General features: G+C 37.9%; 18 protein-coding genes and 9 tRNA genes. 3 read left to right on the top strand and 24 right to left on the bottom strand.

The window, feature by feature from the left end; genetic code table 11:
- Window positions 1-3: 3 nt before the first annotated feature.
- The 17 genes from IE199_RS10685 to IE199_RS10765 all read right to left on the bottom strand — a co-directional run bounded on the left by IE199_RS10685 (window position 4) and on the right by IE199_RS10765 (window position 10256).
- Window positions 4-1206: an ABC transporter permease gene (locus IE199_RS10685; protein ID WP_189770155.1), complete on the bottom strand. Its 1203-nt coding sequence runs from the start codon at window positions 1204-1206 to the stop codon at window positions 4-6.
- Between the two features lie 9 nt (window positions 1207-1215).
- Window positions 1216-2499 (bottom strand): ABC transporter permease, encoded by a 1284-nt coding sequence (locus IE199_RS10690; protein WP_189770156.1) that lies wholly within the window; start codon window positions 2497-2499, stop codon window positions 1216-1218.
- On the bottom strand, window positions 2492-3229 hold the full coding sequence (locus IE199_RS10695) for an ABC transporter ATP-binding protein (protein ID WP_189770157.1): 738 nt from the start codon (window positions 3227-3229) through the stop codon (window positions 2492-2494). The genes IE199_RS10690 and IE199_RS10695 overlap by 8 nt, the downstream gene beginning before the upstream one ends.
- A 13-nt stretch (window positions 3230-3242) precedes the next feature.
- Window positions 3243-4514: an efflux RND transporter periplasmic adaptor subunit gene (locus tag IE199_RS10700; RefSeq protein ID WP_189770161.1), complete on the bottom strand. Its 1272-nt coding sequence runs from the start codon at window positions 4512-4514 to the stop codon at window positions 3243-3245.
- A gap of 625 nt (window positions 4515-5139) precedes the next feature.
- Window positions 5140-5226 (bottom strand) — tRNA-Leu (locus IE199_RS10705).
- 58 nt (window positions 5227-5284) lie between these two features.
- Window positions 5285-5360: transfer RNA gene (locus IE199_RS10710), tRNA-Gly, on the bottom strand.
- 153 nt (window positions 5361-5513) lie between these two features.
- Window positions 5514-5600 (bottom strand) — tRNA-Leu (locus IE199_RS10715).
- 58 nt (window positions 5601-5658) lie between these two features.
- Window positions 5659-5734: transfer RNA gene (locus tag IE199_RS10720), tRNA-Gly, on the bottom strand.
- Window positions 5735-5886: 152 nt separating this feature from the next.
- A tRNA-Gly gene (locus IE199_RS10725) sits at window positions 5887-5962 on the bottom strand.
- A 32-nt stretch (window positions 5963-5994) separates the two neighbouring features.
- Window positions 5995-6070: transfer RNA gene (locus IE199_RS10730), tRNA-Gly, on the bottom strand.
- 34 nt (window positions 6071-6104) lie between these two features.
- Window positions 6105-6191 (bottom strand) — tRNA-Leu (locus IE199_RS10735).
- 4 nt (window positions 6192-6195) lie between these two features.
- A tRNA-Cys gene (locus IE199_RS10740) sits at window positions 6196-6269 on the bottom strand.
- A 47-nt stretch (window positions 6270-6316) separates the two neighbouring features.
- Window positions 6317-6392: transfer RNA gene (locus IE199_RS10745), tRNA-Gly, on the bottom strand.
- A 150-nt stretch (window positions 6393-6542) separates the two neighbouring features.
- Window positions 6543-7121: a CDP-diacylglycerol--glycerol-3-phosphate 3-phosphatidyltransferase gene (gene pgsA, locus IE199_RS10750; protein WP_189770163.1), complete on the bottom strand. Its 579-nt coding sequence runs from the start codon at window positions 7119-7121 to the stop codon at window positions 6543-6545.
- Between the two features lie 85 nt (window positions 7122-7206).
- Window positions 7207-9033 (bottom strand): excinuclease ABC subunit UvrC, encoded by a 1827-nt coding sequence (uvrC, locus tag IE199_RS10755; RefSeq protein WP_189770165.1) that lies wholly within the window; start codon window positions 9031-9033, stop codon window positions 7207-7209.
- An 18-nt stretch (window positions 9034-9051) separates the two neighbouring features.
- A complete protein-coding gene (gene uvrY, locus IE199_RS10760; RefSeq protein ID WP_189770167.1) occupies window positions 9052-9696 on the bottom strand; it encodes a UvrY/SirA/GacA family response regulator transcription factor in 645 nt (214 codons plus the stop codon).
- 302 nt (window positions 9697-9998) lie between these two features.
- Window positions 9999-10256 (bottom strand): RepB family protein, encoded by a 258-nt coding sequence (locus IE199_RS10765; RefSeq protein WP_189770169.1) that lies wholly within the window; start codon window positions 10254-10256, stop codon window positions 9999-10001.
- A gap of 176 nt (window positions 10257-10432) precedes the next feature.
- Here IE199_RS10765 and fabA point away from each other — a divergent pair, with 176 nt between their 5' ends.
- Together fabA and glpQ are read left to right on the top strand one after the other, a co-directional pair.
- Window positions 10433-10948 carry a bifunctional 3-hydroxydecanoyl-ACP dehydratase/trans-2-decenoyl-ACP isomerase gene (fabA, locus tag IE199_RS10770; protein WP_189770171.1) on the top strand — a complete coding sequence of 172 codons (516 nt, stop codon included), beginning with the start codon at window positions 10433-10435 and terminating at the stop codon, window positions 10946-10948.
- A 107-nt stretch (window positions 10949-11055) separates the two neighbouring features.
- Entirely contained in the window at window positions 11056-12117 is a 1062-nt protein-coding gene (gene glpQ / locus IE199_RS10775) for a glycerophosphodiester phosphodiesterase (RefSeq protein ID WP_189770173.1), read from the top strand.
- Window positions 12118-12122: 5 nt separating this feature from the next.
- On the opposite strand, the gene IE199_RS10780 is transcribed toward glpQ, so the two are convergent.
- A complete protein-coding gene (locus IE199_RS10780; protein ID WP_373304793.1) occupies window positions 12123-12941 on the bottom strand; it encodes a sterol desaturase family protein in 819 nt (272 codons plus the stop codon).
- Between the two features lie 135 nt (window positions 12942-13076).
- Between IE199_RS10780 and IE199_RS10785 the strand changes: the two genes are divergently transcribed.
- Window positions 13077-14084 carry an AraC family transcriptional regulator gene (locus IE199_RS10785; RefSeq protein WP_189770180.1) on the top strand — a complete coding sequence of 336 codons (1008 nt, stop codon included), beginning with the start codon at window positions 13077-13079 and terminating at the stop codon, window positions 14082-14084.
- On the opposite strand, the gene IE199_RS10790 is transcribed toward IE199_RS10785, so the two are convergent.
- From IE199_RS10790 to IE199_RS10815, 6 genes are all read right to left on the bottom strand, one after another.
- Complete coding sequence (locus IE199_RS10790) at window positions 14056-14577, bottom strand: ClbS/DfsB family four-helix bundle protein (RefSeq protein WP_189770182.1); 522 nt, start codon at window positions 14575-14577, stop codon at window positions 14056-14058. The genes IE199_RS10785 and IE199_RS10790 overlap by 29 nt on opposite strands.
- 29 nt (window positions 14578-14606) lie before the next feature.
- Window positions 14607-15053: a methyltransferase family protein gene (locus IE199_RS10795; RefSeq protein ID WP_189770184.1), complete on the bottom strand. Its 447-nt coding sequence runs from the start codon at window positions 15051-15053 to the stop codon at window positions 14607-14609.
- Between the two features lie 61 nt (window positions 15054-15114).
- Entirely contained in the window at window positions 15115-15699 is a 585-nt protein-coding gene (locus IE199_RS10800; RefSeq protein ID WP_189770186.1) for a Crp/Fnr family transcriptional regulator, read from the bottom strand.
- A gap of 220 nt (window positions 15700-15919) precedes the next feature.
- On the bottom strand, window positions 15920-16492 hold the full coding sequence (locus IE199_RS10805) for a PEP-CTERM sorting domain-containing protein (RefSeq protein ID WP_189770188.1): 573 nt from the start codon (window positions 16490-16492) through the stop codon (window positions 15920-15922).
- A 19-nt stretch (window positions 16493-16511) separates the two neighbouring features.
- A complete protein-coding gene (locus IE199_RS10810) occupies window positions 16512-18848 on the bottom strand; it encodes a collagenase (RefSeq protein ID WP_189770196.1) in 2337 nt (778 codons plus the stop codon).
- 250 nt (window positions 18849-19098) lie between these two features.
- A complete protein-coding gene (locus IE199_RS10815; protein ID WP_189770198.1) occupies window positions 19099-19446 on the bottom strand; it encodes a DUF1428 domain-containing protein in 348 nt (115 codons plus the stop codon).
- Window positions 19447-19492: the final 46 nt, after the last annotated feature.

Below are 19492 nucleotides of genomic sequence, written 5' to 3' on the forward strand. Positions count from 1 at the left end.
TCCTTAAACAGTTTTAGTTGCAATTACCGGTGGGATATTGCTGGTTTTTATCGCTGGTAACCAAGTCGCCAGTGTGCCTATGACAGCTAGAACACAAATCGCGATTATTGTAGGTAATATTTCTGGTTTGGCAATTTCTAAGTGATTGCTTAACATAATATTAATTCCCATAATTGCTAAGATACCAAAAAACGACCCCATAAGACATACAAGCCAGTTCTCTGCTAAAACATAAATTAACACATCTTTTTTTCTAGCACCTAGCGCTCGACGAATACCAATAATCTTGCGTTGTTTAGATACATGAAACTGAGCATTGGCATAACTACTTATAATAGTAACCAGAACCATTAACACACATAACATAATAAACAAGTTAGCTAATCCTTGATCTTGTTGATAAAACTTTTCTAAATGATCAGCCATCGAATATACACGTCGAATGTCACGCTCTGGTTGAACAGACAAAATAACGTCTGAAATTTGATTCTTGATTGTATTAAATTGTCCAGGTTCAACTTTAACTAAATAGTGATATGAGTTAGGGATGATATAAGGTTTAAATACGGCGTATTGTTTATCATCTGGTTTTAATGGGCTAATGTTAAAATCTTTAACCACACCAACGATGATACCGTTATTAGTTTCACGGCCAATAGCTGAGTCTTCTCCATATAGATCATGTTTCAACGATTGAGTGATGACGATGTTCATTTTTTCATCACCATCTTTGAACATATCACTTGATGACAATAAACGACCTTCAATTAACTCTAAATCAAAGACTTGTTGAATTTTTTCTGTTGCGAAGAAAAAAGGTACATAAGACAAATACTTATTTGTTAATTCAATATCAGGATTGTCAATATCATGCATATTTCCATTGGTTCCACCGCTTTGGATTGGTAACTGAATTGATGGAGTAGCGGCGATTACACCTGGTAAGGCTTCTATTTTAGCCATGTCCTCAAGTGTAATAGCATTGGCATAATCATCGTCGCGATAAGCACCTGAAGTAGCGACTAAATCCACTATCAAAATGTTGTCTATATCGATACCCATAGGCTCTTCAAGCTTTTTGATAGTATCTAAGGCAAGAATAGAACTGTTTACAATCAGGCCTAGAGTCAATGCTAATTGTATTACAAGTAATCCCACTGCAAATTTTCGCAGCATCAAAGATTTTAATAACGCTTTAAAGTTCATGTGCTGCTCCTATTTTAATTCTGCAGAAATAGTGTATCGATTTGCACGTATAAGTGGGTATATAACGCTGATATTTGAAGCGATAATTGCAATACCTACTCCCCATGCCAACACTTCAATATCAAGTACAGCGATATTAGTTAACATAGGTAAAAATTCGATAGACGCTTTTAAAAATAACCAGCTGAATACTAACGCAATGGCGCTCGCTATCACTCCAACAATAGTGCTTTCTACTAGGCCTTGGACTAACATCTGTTGATTACTTGCTCCAATAGCGCGTCTTAATCCAATTTCAAACTTAGCAGCATGAAATTTTGACAGTAATAAACTGCTTGCATTAAACACACATACACATAAAAACAGTAAAGTAGCGATGGTAAAGGCAATAATACGTTGATCTACTACATTATTTTTTTCCATCCACTCATTAACATCATGTAAATCGTTAATGATTTCATTAGGGTGTTCACCACTTTCTTTAAGAGATTGGCTGTAGTTTTTTAAATAATTTTCAAAAGCACTTTTGTCACTTGGTTTTTCAAGTTCAACCCACGCTTGCATGTAAAACACGTTGCGCTCACGAGTATCACTCGATACGCGCCAGTTGTCAGTTGAAGAAGAGCGTGCGCCAATACTCATGTCGTTATCTAACGCAGTTTCCAGCGGAAGAAATACATCTTCAGTCGGGTTAAATGCGTTATTTTCTGTTACATGATAAAAAAGAGGTCTTAAGTCCCATGGCTTTAATATTCCTACTACAGTGAATATTTCACCCGCCAATTCGATAGACTTACCTACGTTATTACCGCCCCCAAATACTTTATTATTCAAGTCATCACCAATAACTACTTCTTTAGCGTTAATGTGTGTAAAGGCATTTCCATAAGCAAAAGGCGCGTCAGTTAACTTAAAAAAGCCAGGATTAGTAGCCCTGATCACTGCTCTACTTCTTGATAGATCCGCTGCATTTGCATCTCTCGCATAAGCATTACTAACAAAAAATATCGCGGTATTGACTGGAATGTCTGACTTTAAAATCTGCATCGCATCTCGATAACGAATAATATGTAGTGGCTGTACATGTGGATTTTCATTAACCCAAGTATTCATACTTACGTGAAATAAACGATCACTTTTATGCGGAATTGGATCGCTGGCCATAGAATTGACTAACGCCAAGTTTGCACATAATAATCCAACACCTAGTGATAAAGTTAAAATAACAAGTAGATATAAAGTTGGTGCCCTTTTGATATTCTCAAAAGCCAATTGAACGTAATATTTAAGCATCAACCAACTCCTTTTTTTCATTTTCTGTTAATGTCGTTTGAATTGCACTTTCAGGTGCATAAACTTTTGCGTCAGTGATCTGTCCATCAATAATTTGCACACTACGTTTAACTTCACGCGCTTGATCCGGATCATGAGTAACCATAATGATGGTTGCGCCATCTTCGTTTAGTGAATGTAAAAGTTCCATGACTTGGCGAGCCATTAAGGAATCTAGGTTTCCTGTTGGTTCGTCAGCTAGCAAAATCTTAGGCTCTCCAGCAAGTGCTCTGGCAATTGCCACACGTTGTTGTTGACCACCAGATAATTGGCTTGGCAAGTATCCATGCCTAGAGGCAAGCCCTACTTTTTCTAGTGCGTGTTCAATACGACGTTTACGCTCTGCGGCATTAAAGCCTCGATATCTCAGTGGCATATCAACATTATCGTAAATACTGTAATCAGGAATTAAGTTGTAGTTTTGAAAAATAAAACCAATTTTTTCATTTCGAAGCTTAGAAAGATCGTTATCATTCAGTCCGCTAACATTGACACCATCTAATTGATATTCACCTTGGCTAAAGTTATCTAACAAACCAGCTACGTTTAAGAAGGTCGACTTACCTGAGCCTGAAGGGCCTGTTACTGCGACAAATTCACCTGATTCAACTGTTAAAGAAAAATCTCTTAATGCATGTGTTTGAATTGTTTCACTTTTAAAGATTTTTGAAATGTTCGTCATTTTTAACATAGTGCCACCCTCTTTATTGTGTAATTTCTATTTGTTGAGCTGAGTTAAATGTTTCATAGTCAGAGATGATTATCGTGTCTCCTTCTTGAACACCTGAGATTAGTTCAATGTAATCAACACTGTATAATCCTGTGCTAATTGGTATTTGTACTGCTGAGTTAAGATCATTTAGTTTGTAGGCAATGGTTCCATTTGAACTACTTAGAAACTGACCACGTTTTACCATTAAGACATTGTCTTTTTTCTCAAACTCTATGCGTGCGTTTAAACGCTGGTTTTGTCTAAGCGATAATGCATCCATATTTTTTACATTCGCTCTTACTTGAACCTGGCCACCTTTAATTTCTGGGGAAATTGCGATGATACTGCCTTCAACATTCTGCCCAGCAATAGTCATCGCTACTTGTAAGCCAATGCCTAAGTCATCTGCGTAGAATTCTGGTACATTTAATTCGGCTTCATATTCGGACAAATCAACAACAGTCATAATTGGTGTGCTAGGAGATACTTTGTCTTTTTGGGCAATTAACCAGTTTCCGACAATGCCAGATACAGGAGCCGCAATTTCAAGTGCTTGTTGTCTTCGTTTTAGTTCATTAACAACAAGCAATTGTTTTTCAACGACGTATTCGCGATTTCGATTTTCAAAAACTAATCTTTCTTTTGCTAAAGCAACTCGCTTTTTAGCCGTAGTCAGCAACATTTCGGCCTCTAGTAGGTTATCCTGACTTTGCGCCCACTCCTTCTCGCTAATAACTTGTTTTTCAATTGACTCATCAGCACGCTGTTTTTCTCTGGTTGCAACATTCATCCTAATTTGCGCAGAGTTTAATTCACTTTCTAAATTTAACAGCGCCTCTTTGTTTGACCATTCACCGCGGCTTGCTTCAATTTTTAACTGCTCTAAAGTGGATTCTTGTTGTTCAATTAGTGCTGACAACTCAGGGCTTTGAACCTGAGCAACAATTTGTCCTTTTTCAACACTTTCACCTGGTTTTGCAAACATAGTTACTTGGCCAGGCTCAGTGCTATATAGCTGAGGAGCGTTCGCTGCTACTATTTTTCCGTTAACAGCAACATCTCGAATCAAATCACCTCGGGTGACTTGAGCCATTCTTAATGATTCTTTATCAATGCTTGGAATAGATTTATACCAACGTTCTATTGTTGGCAGTAACAAAGCTGAGACTGCGACTGCTCCAGCTATTGCAATTACAGCTTTAAGCGATACTTTTTTCTTAGTTGTTACAATCGCTTCGTCTTGTCCTTGAGTTCCTATAATCATGCATATTCTCACTTTAAAACATCTTACTAATGTAAAAGCGAATTAAATGCCAACTTTAAAATAAAAGATATACCTTTGTATTTATTAGATTTTATTAAATTAAAAACATTAAAACCCAATGCTAAAGTGTCCGAACGGACACATTGCGTGTCCACGACTGTCCGTTATGGACTAAGCGGACACAACATAAAGAGTGTTATATTTTTATGCTAAAAAAGGAAATACAGACTTAAACTGACAAGCTGCTGCCAGCGAGGGATTTTAAATTTTATCTTGTATGTGCGTCTACCAAAGGTAGACCGAGATTTAAAATTCTAAAACCATCTTAAATTTATTGTTTAACGTGTTTAGTTTTTAAAAGCCAGAAACAAAAAAACTAGCCTTAAGCTAGTTAATGTTTATTTCCTAAATAAGGAAATGGTACCCGGGGCCGGACTTGAACCGGCACGCTGTTACCAGCGAAGGATGTTAAATCTTATCTTGTATGTGCGTCTACCAAAGGTAGACCGAGATTTAAAATTCTAAAACCATCTTAAATTTATTGTTTAACGTGTTTAGTTTTTAAAAGCCAGAAACAAAAAAACTAGCCTTAAGCTAGTTAATGTTTATTTCCTAAATAAGGAAATGGTACCCGGGGCCGGACTTGAACCGGCACGCTGTTACCAGCGAGGGATTTTAAATCCCTTGTGTCTACCAATTCCACCACCCGGGCATTTCAGGGGTTTTTTATCGTAGATATTGGTAACCTACGCTCTCACATAGTGAGAATTTGGAGCGGCTAACGAGACTCGAACTCGTGACATTCACGTTGGCAACGTGATGCTCTACCAACTGAGCTACAGCCGCTTTATATTAATTAGTTTTACATCTTAATTTAGATGGCGTGAGCAAATCACGAGACTCACTCTCTGTACCTAAGTGACATTCACATCGAAAACAATGCTCTACCAACTGAGCTACAGCCCCTTTATACTAATTAGTTTTACATCTTAATTTAGATGGTACCCGGGGCCGGACTTGAACCGGCACGCTGTTACCAGCGAGGGATTTTAAATCCCTTGTGTCTACCAATTCCACCACCCGGGCATTTCAGGGGTTTTTTATCGTAGGTATTGGTAACCTACGCTCTCACATAGTGAGAATTTGGAGCGGCTAACGAGACTCGAACTCGTGACATTCACGTTGGCAACGTGATGCTCTACCAACTGAGCTACAGCCGCTTTATATCAATTAGTTTTACATCCTAATTTAGATGGCGTAAGCAAATCACGAGACTCACTCTCTGTACCTAAGTGACATTCACATCGAAAACAATGCTCTACCAACTGAGCTACAGCCGCTTTATTTACTTTTATTAAGTTAACTTGGAATTTGGAGCGGCTAACGAGACTCGAACTCGTGACATTCACGTTGGCAACGTGATGCTCTACCAACTGAGCTACAGCCGCTTTAATTACTTCTATGAAGTTAACTTGAAATTTGGAGCGGCTAACGAGACTCGAACTCGTGACATTCACGTTGGCAACGTGATGCTCTACCAACTGAGCTACAGCCGCTTTATATAATATTCAACTACTACGTAGGATGAAATGGTACCCGGGGCCGGACTTGAACCGGCACGCTGTTACCAGCGAGGGATTTTAAATCCCTTGTGTCTACCAATTCCACCACCCGGGCAAAGTGGAGGCGGGTCCCGGAGTCGAACCGAGGTCCACGGATTTGCAATCCGCTGCATAGCCACTCTGCCAACCCGCCGTTTCATCAACCACGTTGGGTAGTCAAATTATTAATCCTTTAAAGTTTGGAGCGGCTAACGAGACTCGAACTCGTGACATTCACGTTGGCAACGTGATGCTCTACCAACTGAGCTACAGCCGCTTTCCTGCGTTGACTCCCTGTCAACTGGTGGTGCATTCTACATTGAAATTATTGGGAGTCAACACTTTAATTTCAAATTTATTTCAAGTGGTTAAAAACCGACTAATCTGACGAATATTTATAAAAAAAATGCTTATTTTGTGTTTTTACTTAGCTTTTTAATTCTGGCCAAGCCGCTTTAAAGTACATCAACATAGTCACAACGGTCAAAATTGTCGCAACAAAATAGAAGCCATATGCAGCAAACATTAAAATTTCATGAGGGAAATTAAATAAAATAAGAGGAATATCATAAGTTGGTTGCCAAATTAGCCCCATAATCCCTAACATTTGAGTTGCTGTTTTGTATTTGCCTAAAGTTGAAACAGCGACTAAGTCCCTTTTTCCTTTAGACGACATAAATTCTCTTAATGCACTTATAAAGATTTCTCGAGCGATCATGATCATCGCAGGCACTGCGATGTACCAAACTTGAAAATCTGCTGCGATCATAATTAATGCTGCAGCCACCATTAGTTTATCTGCAACGGGATCAATAAAAGCACCAAACGCTGACGACTGATTTAATTTTCTTGCTAAATAACCGTCAAGAGCATCGCTGATCGAAGCTAACCAAAACACGGCAAATGCACCAAAGTGGTTCCAACTGATAGGTAAATAGAAAACAATAATGAAAACGGGGATTAAAATAATTCTAAAAAGAGTAATTTGATTTGGGATTGTCCACATATACTTCAAGGCTCGTTATTATAACGGCTTACTACAGTGATGTGATTGCAGTAAACGCGGTTTGACTCATTGTACACAACTTCTACTAATTGTCATGTAAAGCATCATAAATTGTTTGCGCTAAAGCGTCACTGATGCCGGGTACTTTAGCTAGGGTATCTTTGTCAGCAGCATGCACTTCTTGTAAGCCCCCTAAGTACTTAAGTAAGCCTTGCCTTTTTTTAGCTCCAATGCCGGGTATTGACTCGAGTGTCGACTTTTTACTGACCTTTTGACGTTTAGCCCTGTGTCCAGCAATAGCAAACCGATGTGATTCGTCTCTAATATGTTGAACTAAGTGTAATGCTGGTGAAGTGGCTGGCAAATTAATTAGCTGGTGTGAACCTGCTAAAATTAACGTTTCAAGACCAGGCTTTCTCGACTCACCCTTTGCAACACCAACTAATAAAGGTGTCTTAACATTTTCTAACTCGGCGAAAAACGCTTCTGCCTTTGCTAACTGCCCTTTTCCACCGTCAATAAAAACAATATCAGGCATGTTTTCATTATTACTAACCTTGCCATAACGCTTGTTTAGAGCAAATGCCATAGCAGCATAATCGTCACCAGGTGTAATACCAACAACGTTGTACCGCCTGTAATCGCTTTTCAGTGGGCCTTCTCGATTAAAAACAACGTTAGAGGCTATAGTTTGCTGCCCCATCGTATGACTGATATCAAAACATTCAATGCGATTAATACCGTTTGAAAGTTCAAACACCTCATTTAAGGCTTCAAAACGATTTAACATCGATTCTTTATGACTATTTTTACTGGCCAAAGCATGTTCAGCATTGGTATTGGCTAACTTTATATATTTCGCTCGCTCTGTTTTAACCTTGTGTGAAAGCTTTACATCAAATCCTGCTTGCTCTGACAGTAAGCCCGCTATGTGCTCAACATCGGGCAAAGCAAAAGGCAAAACTAATTCTTTAGGTGTGTTACCCGTTTGCAAATCATGACCAAAATAATGTTGCTCTATAAAAGCTTGTACAATTTCTTCGTCACTAGTATCTGCCGGCACGGTGGGAAAATAACTTTTACTACCAAGCACTTTATGATCACGGATAAACAACAAGTGCAAACATACTTGAGATTTTTGTCGGTAAAACCCAACAACATCTAATTCAGCGACAACACCACTGACGTACTGCTGTTGCTGTACCTTTCGTAGAGTTGCTATTTGATCGCGCAGCTTTGCCGCTTTCTCAAATTCAAGCGCCATACTGGCGGCTTCCATCTTAGTGACTAGGCCAGCAATAACATCAGAACTTTTTCCGCGTAAAAACAACTTCGCTAAAGACACTTGTTCGTTATATTCTTCATCAGACACTTTATTAACACAGGGTGCCGAGCAGCGTCCAAGTTGATACTGCAAACAAGGGCGACTTCTGGCTCGATAATAACTGTCTTCACATTGTCTGATGGGAAACAACTTTTGCATTAAACGCAAACTTTCCCAAACAGCACCCGCACTAGGATATGGGCCAAAATATTCGCCTTTTACTTTTCTGCCGCCACGATGCAACCCCAATTTTGGGTGGCGATGATCGGTAATCAGTAAATATGGATATGATTTATCATCTCGTAACAGAATATTGTATTTTGGCAGGTATTTTTTTATATAGTTGTTTTCGAGAATTAACGCCTCACCTTCAGTGTGAGTCACAGTAACATCAATGGCCAGTATTTGTTTTACCAGCGCACGTGTTTTGTTACTACCGACGTCTTTTCTAAAATAACTAGCGAGGCGTTTTTTAAGATGTTTAGCTTTTCCAACATAGATAACGGTCTGGTGCTCATCGTACATACGGTAAACACCAGGTTGTTCAGTAACAGATGCTAAAAAAGCTTTATGATCAAATTCAGACAAAATTACACATTTAACAGATTAGAGTTTTTCTGTTTTTAGCATACCATGTCGAATTGCAAGATGGGTAAGTTCCACATCGTTACTCACATTTAATTTTTCAAACATTCGGTAACGATAACTGTTGATGGTTTTTGTACTTAGCATCAACTGCTCAGAAATATCAGGTACTTTTTCTCCACGAGTGATCATCAACATAATTTGCAATTCACGCTCAGACAACACATTAAAAGGGTTTTCTTCTGGAGACTTAAATTGGTTTAGTGCCATTTGCTGCGCTATTTCAGGAGTCAAATAACGTTGACCACTGTTTACCGCTCTGATGGCATTAATCATTTCATCTGGGCCAGCACCTTTTGTTAGGTAACCAGCAGCACCAATTTGCATGACTTTAGTTGGAATAGGATCTTCGCAATAGACAGTTAATACAATGACTTTAACATCAGGCGAATATCTGATAATTTTTTTAGTCGCCTCTAAACCACCTATGCCCGGCATGTTCATGTCCATTAAAACAACATCAGGCTCATTTTTACGACAAAATGCGACGGCCTCTTCCCCTGTTTGACATTCACCAACAACCTTAAGCCCTTTAACGTCGTCTAGTATCTTCCTAATACCAGTACGAACTAACTCATGATCATCTACTAACAAAACATTTATCAACGGAAATTACCTTCAACTTATTTTTATCGTTTATTTGAATAGAAACTACCACTTAGGAAGTCACGTAAGAATATAGCTAATTGTTCTTCAACACAATCAGAAAACATACCCAAAGAATATTTTTATCACCAGAATCGATGCAACTAGGTTAATTTACCTGCAATCAGAACAAGATATCTTCATATTGGCACGATGAAAAACCCAATAACCTTTGATAAAGAATAGTTTTCTATAGCGAATATGCAACATTGGTAAATAAAAAACTACAAGAAAGCGCTCCCACTGAGCAACAAAGTTTTCATTTACAATTTATTCTTGGTAAGCCAGCTGTTTAATAAAGCTATTTGACCATTTTTGTACGCAGCATAAGTTAACCTAATAGCATTACTCATAATAACACTATCACTCCATCCTGTTTGTTCGGCGATTAATCGATAACATTCTTTTGCTTCTGGCGTCATATAACCACGAAGTTCTTGTTTACCTCGCTCTTTTTGACGCTCTCGGTATCTTTTTTGTTTCTCTGCATTACTTAATGCTTGCTTTTTCTTATCTGACAATGTGTTACTCCAATACTTACCTACAAAAGCCTTGGTTACGTGTTACCAAATATAGTGGTTTCATGAATGTTTAACAATCAATAATTACAATTATTTAACTGTTCAGAGTTGTTTAGTGTACAAGTGTTAGCTAAAGTAGCGCCTTTAAATTTATGTCTTAGAGTTTTATTTACCCAATGACAATACAAAATTCCTATTCAAAAGAAGAATTAATTTTAGCAGGTACCACAGACTTTTTCGGTGAAGGAAACAGTAAGCTTCCTGCTGATAACATGTTAATGATGGATCGTATCAACTTAATCACTGAAGAAGGTGGTTTATACGGCAAAGGTGAGATCATTGCTGAACTTGATATCACACCTGATCTGTGGTTCTTTGATTGCCACTTTAAAGGTGACCCGGTAATGCCTGGTTGTTTAGGTCTTGACGCTATGTGGCAACTAGTAGGTTTTTACTTAGCATGGTCTGGTGGCCCAGGTAGAGGTCGAGCGTTGGGTGTAGGTGAAGTTAAATTTACTGGTCAAATTTTGCCAACGGCCAAAAAAGTAACATACAAAATTAATTTGAAACGTGTAATTAAGCGCAAGTTATTTATGGGTATTGCTGATGGCAGCGTATTGGTAGATGGCAAAGAAATTTACACAGCGAAAGATTTAAAAGTAGGTTTATTCACAGACACTTCAGCGTTCTAACCCCTACTTTCTTATCTGTAAAAGGTCAGCTTCGCTGGCCTTTTTCATTTTAATGTCATAATTTACCAGCAAAATAACGCGCTATTGTACGTAATCCTTTCATTAATATGATCTTTAAGTCTATTTTAGCGCTAATGGTATTGTTACCGCCTTTTACATTTGCAAACCAGCCTCTAGTTATTGCTCATCGAGGCGCTAGCGGTTATTTGCCAGATCACACACTTGCCGGTAAAGCTATGGCACATCAAATGTCGCCCGACTTTATTGAACAAGATGTTGTCATGACCAAAGATGACCAATTGGTTGTTCTACATGATCTGTATTTAAACCATAATTCGGATGTCGCTGAAAAGTTCCCCAACAGAGCAAGAGCTGATGGCAAGTTTTATGTCATAGATTTCACTTTTGATGAGTTAAAAACGCTGCGCATTTCCTCAGCATTTTATAATGATGCGAATCAAATTAAAGCTAAATACCCTCGCCGATTCCCCTTATTTAGTAGCGTTTTTTCAGTACACACTTTTGCACAGGAAATAGAATTAATACAAGGCCTGAATCAAGTAACTGGTAAACAAATTGGCATATATCCAGAAATTAAAGCACCTTGGTTTCATCAACAACAGGGGAAAGATATTACAAAAGCCGTGTTAATGGAGTTAAAAAAGTACGGTTATCAATCAAAACAAGACAACATCTATTTACAGAGTTTTGATCCCGTCGCGCTTAAAAGAATAAAAACTACGTTGTTTGCAGAATTAAACATGCAGGTAAAACTAGTTCAACTTGTAGCTGAAACTAACTGGCAAGAAACTCAGGTGCTAAATAACAACACATGGACAAATTATAACTACGATACCATGTTAACCAAACAAGGTTTACAGCAAGTAGCGCAATACGCTGACGGCATTGGCCCTTGGCATGGCAGTTTAATCATTGAAGGACGTGACAAAACGCAAGCCATCAAACAAGCTAAAAAGATCGTTAGCAACGCCCAAACATTGGGGTTAGTGGTGCATCCTTATACCTTTCGAAAAGACGACTTACCTTGGTATGTTAACTCATATAAAGATTGGGTGATCATGTATAAAGAAAAAATCCATATTGATGGTATTTTTACTGATTTCACTGCCGAAACTATCGATATTTTAAAGGCTAGTTCCGATCAATAAACTGTTTATTTGTTTTTATGGCTTGGATAACCAAATACAACCTTAAATCTTCCACGCCATGATGGCTGTTTACTTACCTCAGTGATCATATGCTGCCATTGGTGAAAGTTCGTACTTATTGGGTTTGCTTTTGGTAACTGGCCAACAATGCCGAACTTAGTAGTAAGGTCGGCACGCTCAGCTACAAAAGTGCCAAAAAGCTTATCCCAAATAATCAAAACACCTGCGAAGTTTTTGTCGATATATTCACTATTTGTGGCGTGGTGCACTCTATGATGGGAAGGCGTGTTAAAAATATAATCTAAAATACCTAGGCTTTTAACCCAACGAGTGTGAACAAAAAACTGAAAGGCCAAATTTATTGCCACAATAGCAAACACTAATTGCGGCTCAAAGCCAATCAAAACAAGTGGCAACCAAAACAACCACATACCAACTATTGGGTACATTACACTTTGCCTAAATGCGGTTGAAAAGTTCATATACGTTGAACTGTGATGTACAACATGAGCAGCCCAAAGCCAATGCACTGTATGTGAAGCGCGGTGAAACCAATAATAAAGAAAATCTTGGGCGATAAAAGCAAATGCTAACGTTAACCAATTTAGCTTAATATCCAGCAGAGCAAACTGATGTAACCAATTAAAAAATGGCATTAAAAGTAATAGAGCAACAGCATCACTCGCCTGATGTAATAGCGCTAACAAGGCATTGTTTAATGTATCTTTAATTCGATATGCCGCGCTATTGAAATAGTATTCAATGACGACAAACAAAAGAAATATAGGACTTAACACCAACAAGATTAATTCAACAGGTATCATTTTATTGCCTCTATTGATGTATATTTTTCGTTAAGTTAAGTGTGCTGATTTAAGCAAAATGTTTTGATAGCTTAGTGCTGATTTTTCTGGCAATCTTGCTTAGAAACGTCAACTTTTTGTTTAAATGCGACAATAATGAAAACAACCTCTGCGTTATACGCACAAAGCGTCATTTACTATTTACGACACATTGCTCAAATTGCGCCAAAAGCCATCTATTGCATTGAGCAAAGATATTCGCTTACAAAACAACAGAGAATTACCATTGATAATTACGCCGCCTTATTGCGAGAAGGAGCAAAGGCGACACAAGACACGTTATTTGGCTTTTCTTTAGGACAGCATATCCAAACTACGGATTATGGGGTTTTAGGATATCTCATAGAGAGCTGTGAAAACTTGCAGCAAGCTGTCACAAGTTTGCTAGCTTTTGATTCGTTAGTTGCTGAACTTGGCAATGCACAATTTGAAACTGATGGTGACACTGCCAAAATCTTATGGTTTCCGTTTCAACCGCTTGAAAAACAAGTTATTTTGCGTAATATGACTGCATGGGTAACAACAACACGAAAGCTGCTTAATTCTGCTTTAACAGCTAATCAGGTTTCGTTTACTTTTGCGCTTTGCAAAAAAGAGCAGTTGGCTTTAGAGCAATGGTTTAATTGCCCTGTTGAATCGAACCATAAATTGAACTGCATTAGTTTTCCCAGTGAATTTTTAACACTACCGTTTCGCTCTAATGATCAAAGCCTATTTCAAGCGCTAACCCTTGAATCTAAAAAACAACTTGTACAATTTAGTACCCACAAAAACAATCTTAAACAGCAAGTTGAAAGCTTGTTATCAGCAAAGCCTAATTTAATACAGTGCGATCAACTACGTGTCGCAAGTGCTCTAAACATGAGCGTGAGAACAATGCAAAGAAACCTAAAACAAGATAATGTAACGTTTATGACATTGCTTAATAACGAGCGGAAAAAGCGAGTCAAATCACTCATCATTCAGCACAATCTGATCCAGGTTACTAGTTTATTGGGTTATATAGAGCAAGCGACACTAAGCAAAGCATTTAAAACATGGTTTGGCATTACGCCAAGCCAATTTAAAGCTTCTGTCAAACAAGTTCCTGAGGATGAGTTTTAATAAATTTGCGTACTTTTGTCCGCATATTTTTCATTGGTGCTGATGAATTAAATTGGATCATACGACCCAAAGTGTATGTCTTATACCAAGGTTGTCCATACAACGCTTCATTTTCCAATGAGTTGACTAGCGTAATTAATCTCTCAGTGGTTGCTTTAAATTCGCTAAATAGCGCATCATACGTCCAGTCTTGATACTGTTGATAAAAATGTTGTGCTAACTCACCTAATTGTTGCCAATTAAATCCTTCTTCAGGAAAATTTACAGGTAAAGAATGTTCTGTGTGGTAATGCCATTTTAATACCAAATTTTGCCAGCCAATAAGGTAAGCCAAAGTATCACAAACGGAAATTTGACTTCCCTTTTTATTTCCTTCTACCCCAAGTACTCGAGTAGCATTAGGGGCTATTTTGTTGTAGTCAATACATAACTTTTCAAACGCACTGTGAATTGCTAAAAGTAATTCAACTTTGTTTTTCGAAATTGTTGACATGCTTACCCTTTTTATTGGCTGCTAATCCATTAAATCCAACGCCTAACCTGCATACAATAGTGTTGATAATCAGATCCAAACGTTTCCAACATTATTTTTTCTTCGAAGGCAATATACCAATAACGAACGATGAGAATAAACAAAAATTGCATTGCTAAATGTTCAATTGCTAATCCATTTAATATGCACACACCCAATAATGCAATGACAAACCCTAAGTACATTGGATTTCTTGAATAATTAAACATACCTGTGGTGACCAATTTATTTGGTTGTCCAAATGTGTGTATATTGCTGTTGTTTTCAGCAAAATAGCGCTTCCCTTTTGCCGCTATTGCAATACCGAATATCAAGACAAAAAAGCCAACACCTGAATAGGGTAATGAAATATAAAGTGTTGGACTATTTGCGTATGAATAAAACGTCATCATCAAGGCAAACAAAACAAACAAATATGGAGGTAAAATATAATTCATGTAGTTTTCTCAGTAAGTTAAAGACTATACACTACTGAGAAATCAATAAGCTGACATTATCCTATGTTAAGCCGAGCTGTTTTCTGATCCTAGACAAGCTCACATCCGTTACGCCTATATACATAGCCACATGTTTTAAGGGAATTTTCTGACTTTCTTCACCAAACTCTTTGATAAACTCTTGATATCGTTGCGTTGCATCAAGTAATAAAAAATCTGCTTCTCGCTTTTCTTTTTTTAACACTAACACTTCATAAGCGCTACGAACAAACCTTGCCCAACCAACAAATTGCTCCGACAACTCAATAAGTGATTGATAATCAACATTTAAGGTAACACATGAAGTCAATGTTTGAGCATAAAATGGACTTTTATGATGGTGAATCAACGAACTTAGACTGGTAAATGCGCCACCAGCTTTTACCAAAGATTTATTTTTTTCATTGCCATTTTCGTCAATGTAGTAATAACGCCCAACACCTTGAACGAGGAAATTTACTTTTTTTACCTCATCACCCGCTTTAAAAATTGTTTGGTGACCTGGGATATTTTCAACTGTAAATACCGCTTTACCTGCAGCCAGTTCCTTTGGGTTTAATTGTACCATTGCAGAGGTAAACTGCTTAAGAAGGTTATCTGTTTCCATTAATGCTTCCATTTATAGTATGAAATGAAAAAACAAGCACAGTAATTCTACTCAAAACTTTAATCAAAACAGCACGGAAGTCGCAAATAACAGACATTTTAACGGATCAAATAGTGACTAAATATTTCAATTGCAACATTTGTCAAAGTTCCGTTAGGTTAATAGTTCAAAAAAAAGGCACTTTCGAAAAAGTGCCTTTAACTAACCTAAAATTTTTCACTTATAGTAAAGTTCTACGCCTCGACCTTGAAAAGAAAACAGCTACCAACGTTAAGGCAAATAATAAACCAACATGTGGCTCGTCAACTGTTACAACAGAAAAGTTTGTGCTCATCTGTGAAAAGCTCTCTATTGTTGCGTTATCGAAGCTAATCAACTCTAAGCCATTTAACAAACTAACACTGTGTACACCTAAAGTCACTGCGGTAAACGTAAAGCTCGCTAAAACAAAACTTGTACCTTGTTTGCTTGCAATCACCACTTCATCAGCAAAAAAATCCGCATAATCTTCTAATGATAACCTGCCTGAAATGCTGTCATCAGCAAACGAATAACTACCAAAGCCATCATCAAAACCGGATCCAAATTGCCAAGTTTCAAGCGCCAATTGATTATGGTCAAAAGCTATTTCACCAGCAAAGCCGCCTAAAGTATCATTTAAGTCATGCGCAATAAGTTGCCCTTGAATTAGTTCTCCTTGCTGATATTGAGCTTTATCAAAAGTTAATGTGATTAATGTAGCTTGACTGCAAAAGCTTATAAACAATACCAACATGCCTATTAGTTTTTTCATTTTATTCTCCTAATTATATTTATTGTGAGATCACACAACGTGGTAAATCACATGTCGCCATCATTGCTCTTACGTCACGTCTATCAACGAGCCCGTCTTGATTAAAATCATATTGCAGATCAATATCTGATGAGGTTTTTAATAAAGAAATGAACAGGTTAATATCTCGTATATCAACCTGATTGTTACCGTCTAAATCGGCTGGGTTTGGCTCGATGCCAGAACAAATGCCTTCGCCTTCAACCAGACACACCAACCATTGTGTAAATTCATTGTCAAATGACGTACCCCAAGATTCTAGAATTTCACTATAAGGGGTAAAACTTGGAACCTCAGTATCTTCAGGCTCTGGTTGACCGCACGTCCATACCCAACTTCCTGACGACCATTCACTATCGTCATACGCCCAATACCAACTATTTTCAATGGCTTCTTGTTTTAACTTCCAACTCCATTCAAATTGACATTCCCCTGTCGCAACAACATATTTAGGAGCACGAAAGTTGGCTAGTAAGTCACCTTCCACAGCAGACGCTTTGTTTTCCATCATAAAGCGCGTAGCTAAATACCCCCAATAATAGGTTCTGCTGGTATCGCTATTTTCGTAAGTTGTTTGGAATAACTCACTTAGAGAATATGTGCCTTGAGTTGCTACTGCTAACGCGTTTGGATTGTTGTTGGGCTGAGACAAATATTCAGCTAGCCCCTCGCCCCACCAAACGGTATTCGCTGGTTGGTCATTAAATCCGCCCCATTTGTTAAATCGGCCATCTAAATAGTGAATATATTCATGTTCTAGATTCCAAACTTTAAAATCAGGCAGCCAAGTCGCTTGATGTGCAATAAAACGAGCCTGATTACCGTTAGCCCATGGAGTTCCTTCTAAATACATGCCTCCGTTGTCAGTATTTATGCCAAAAAAGCTCCCTGCATAATTATCATAATCGGAATATGAACTAAAAATAACTACTTCTAGGTCTTCATTGTTATCATTGGCAACTGGCGCATTGGATTGTGTATTAAAGAGTTGGTGAAATTCTTGTTCTTGACCCGCTAAACTCGCACAGATTCCAATAAGATTCTCGTTACTAATTGGTTTTTGGAATCGCAACTTTAACGTCGTACTACAAACGTGATTACCAGATAAAATTGCAGCCTCTAAATCAAAGCTGCATGCATCTCCATACAGTTCACAGTTTTGGGCATCATAGTGAGTGACAGCTGCTTGGGCCTTCAACCAGCCTGAACTTCCAGCTCCCTGATAGGAATAGCTCTCTAATACACCTTGAATTGTGGGTCTTACAGATTGTGCAATTGTTCCACCGTATCTTAAGAAACGACTTAACTCATTAACCGCGTCTCCCCATTGATATTCTCGGGTATGGCCAACTAACCACAATCCTTTATTACTCACAAAATCAACAAGATTTTGAATGATTTTTGGGTTAGCCAATACAGCTTGCTCTAATGCCTGAGTTTGTTGTTCTGAAGCATTAAACAAGTGTGTTAAAACTTGCGTCAGTCCATTTTCTTCATAATACACACCCCAATCATTATTTGTTGACACGGTTTCCGCGTAGCCAATCAAAGCATCCGTTAGACGAGGCAAAAATTCAATATTGTTCGTTCCTGAGCTTCTTAACAGAATGAGCATTTCGTAACGAACCATAAAATTTCTGGATGCCTGGCCTTTAAAATTAGTAAAATGCGTTCCGGCAAAATACAAGTTAAAGGCTTGCTTTAAAGTGTCTTTATATTCCTGAGTAAATTGCCTGTTATTGCCCCACTCTGCCCAATGCATTGCTCTAAGGTAAATCACCAACTTTTCTAACTCAGCTGCCCCTGTTTGTTCAGTACCATCATATTCAGCAAGGTGATCTACGATTCCTTGGGCAATAGATTGAATACTAGCGTCAGAAAATAATGACGTACCAACAAAGTTCGAGTTAAATAAACCATATAAACAAGTAGTTAAGTTTCCTGACTTCACAGCTGTAATCAGTGCCTGACCAGTTAAGCCTTCAAGTTCATTGGGCGAGCTACAACCTATCGATACCGCTGTTAAGCTATCACTCGTCTTAGATTCTAGTGCTGTTTTTGTATGCTTCGTCAGATAAACATCGTCAATAGAATGATTATTTTGCAAAAGTAATTCGAATTGTTTTGGTGAAACTTGTCTTGGCGGGTTAAATCCAACGGTATCATTTTTACTTAAGCGATGCATATGATCAGCAGATAATTTTTGTCCTGTCGCTTTCGTGATTATGTCTACGCTATCCTGCATTGCATATGCGTTGCCGTAAGTAACAGCGCTTAGAATAATCGATGGCAACAACAAACGGTTTTTATTTTTCATTACGTATCCTTTCTGTTTTTATCGTTGTTTTTTGTTGAGCGAGCAATTTGATTATATTGTATACAATATATTGATCAACATTTATTTGTGTGATTTTTGTTCATGATAAAAAATGAATGGTTTCTTGAACGCAACTAGTGACGCTGCAGTGAAGAAATGCATTGAGTTCCAGCCAAAAGTTAACTAAAACTCATGTCTGTCTTAAAGATGACGTTGCAAAGGATAAAGTAGCAGGTAACTGTGAACTGGTTTAGCTATCAAGTACAACTTGAAAGCCACCAAAAATAATACGTTTGGTATCAAAAGGCATTTCCATCACTTTCATCAGAGGGTCTGCAACAACGGCTTCCATTCCGCGATCTCTAACATCCTTTGATGGCCAAACAACCCATGAAAAAACCACAGTTTCTTCAGGTTTACATTTTACTGCCATTGGAAAGGATGTTAACTTGCCTTCTGGAACATCATCTCCCCAACATTCCACCAGTTTAAGCGCACCATATTTTTTTAATAAATCAGATGCCTCTTTTGCGTGGGCGATATATTTTTCTTTATTTTCAGTAGGAACCGCTGTAACAAAACCGTCAATATATTGCATGATAGTAACCTAGCTATACCGTGTTTAATGGCTACTAATTGTAGAC

Source organism: Thalassotalea marina (genome assembly GCF_014656435.1).
In the GTDB taxonomy this organism is placed as follows: domain Bacteria; phylum Pseudomonadota; class Gammaproteobacteria; order Enterobacterales; family Alteromonadaceae; genus Thalassotalea_C; species Thalassotalea_C marina.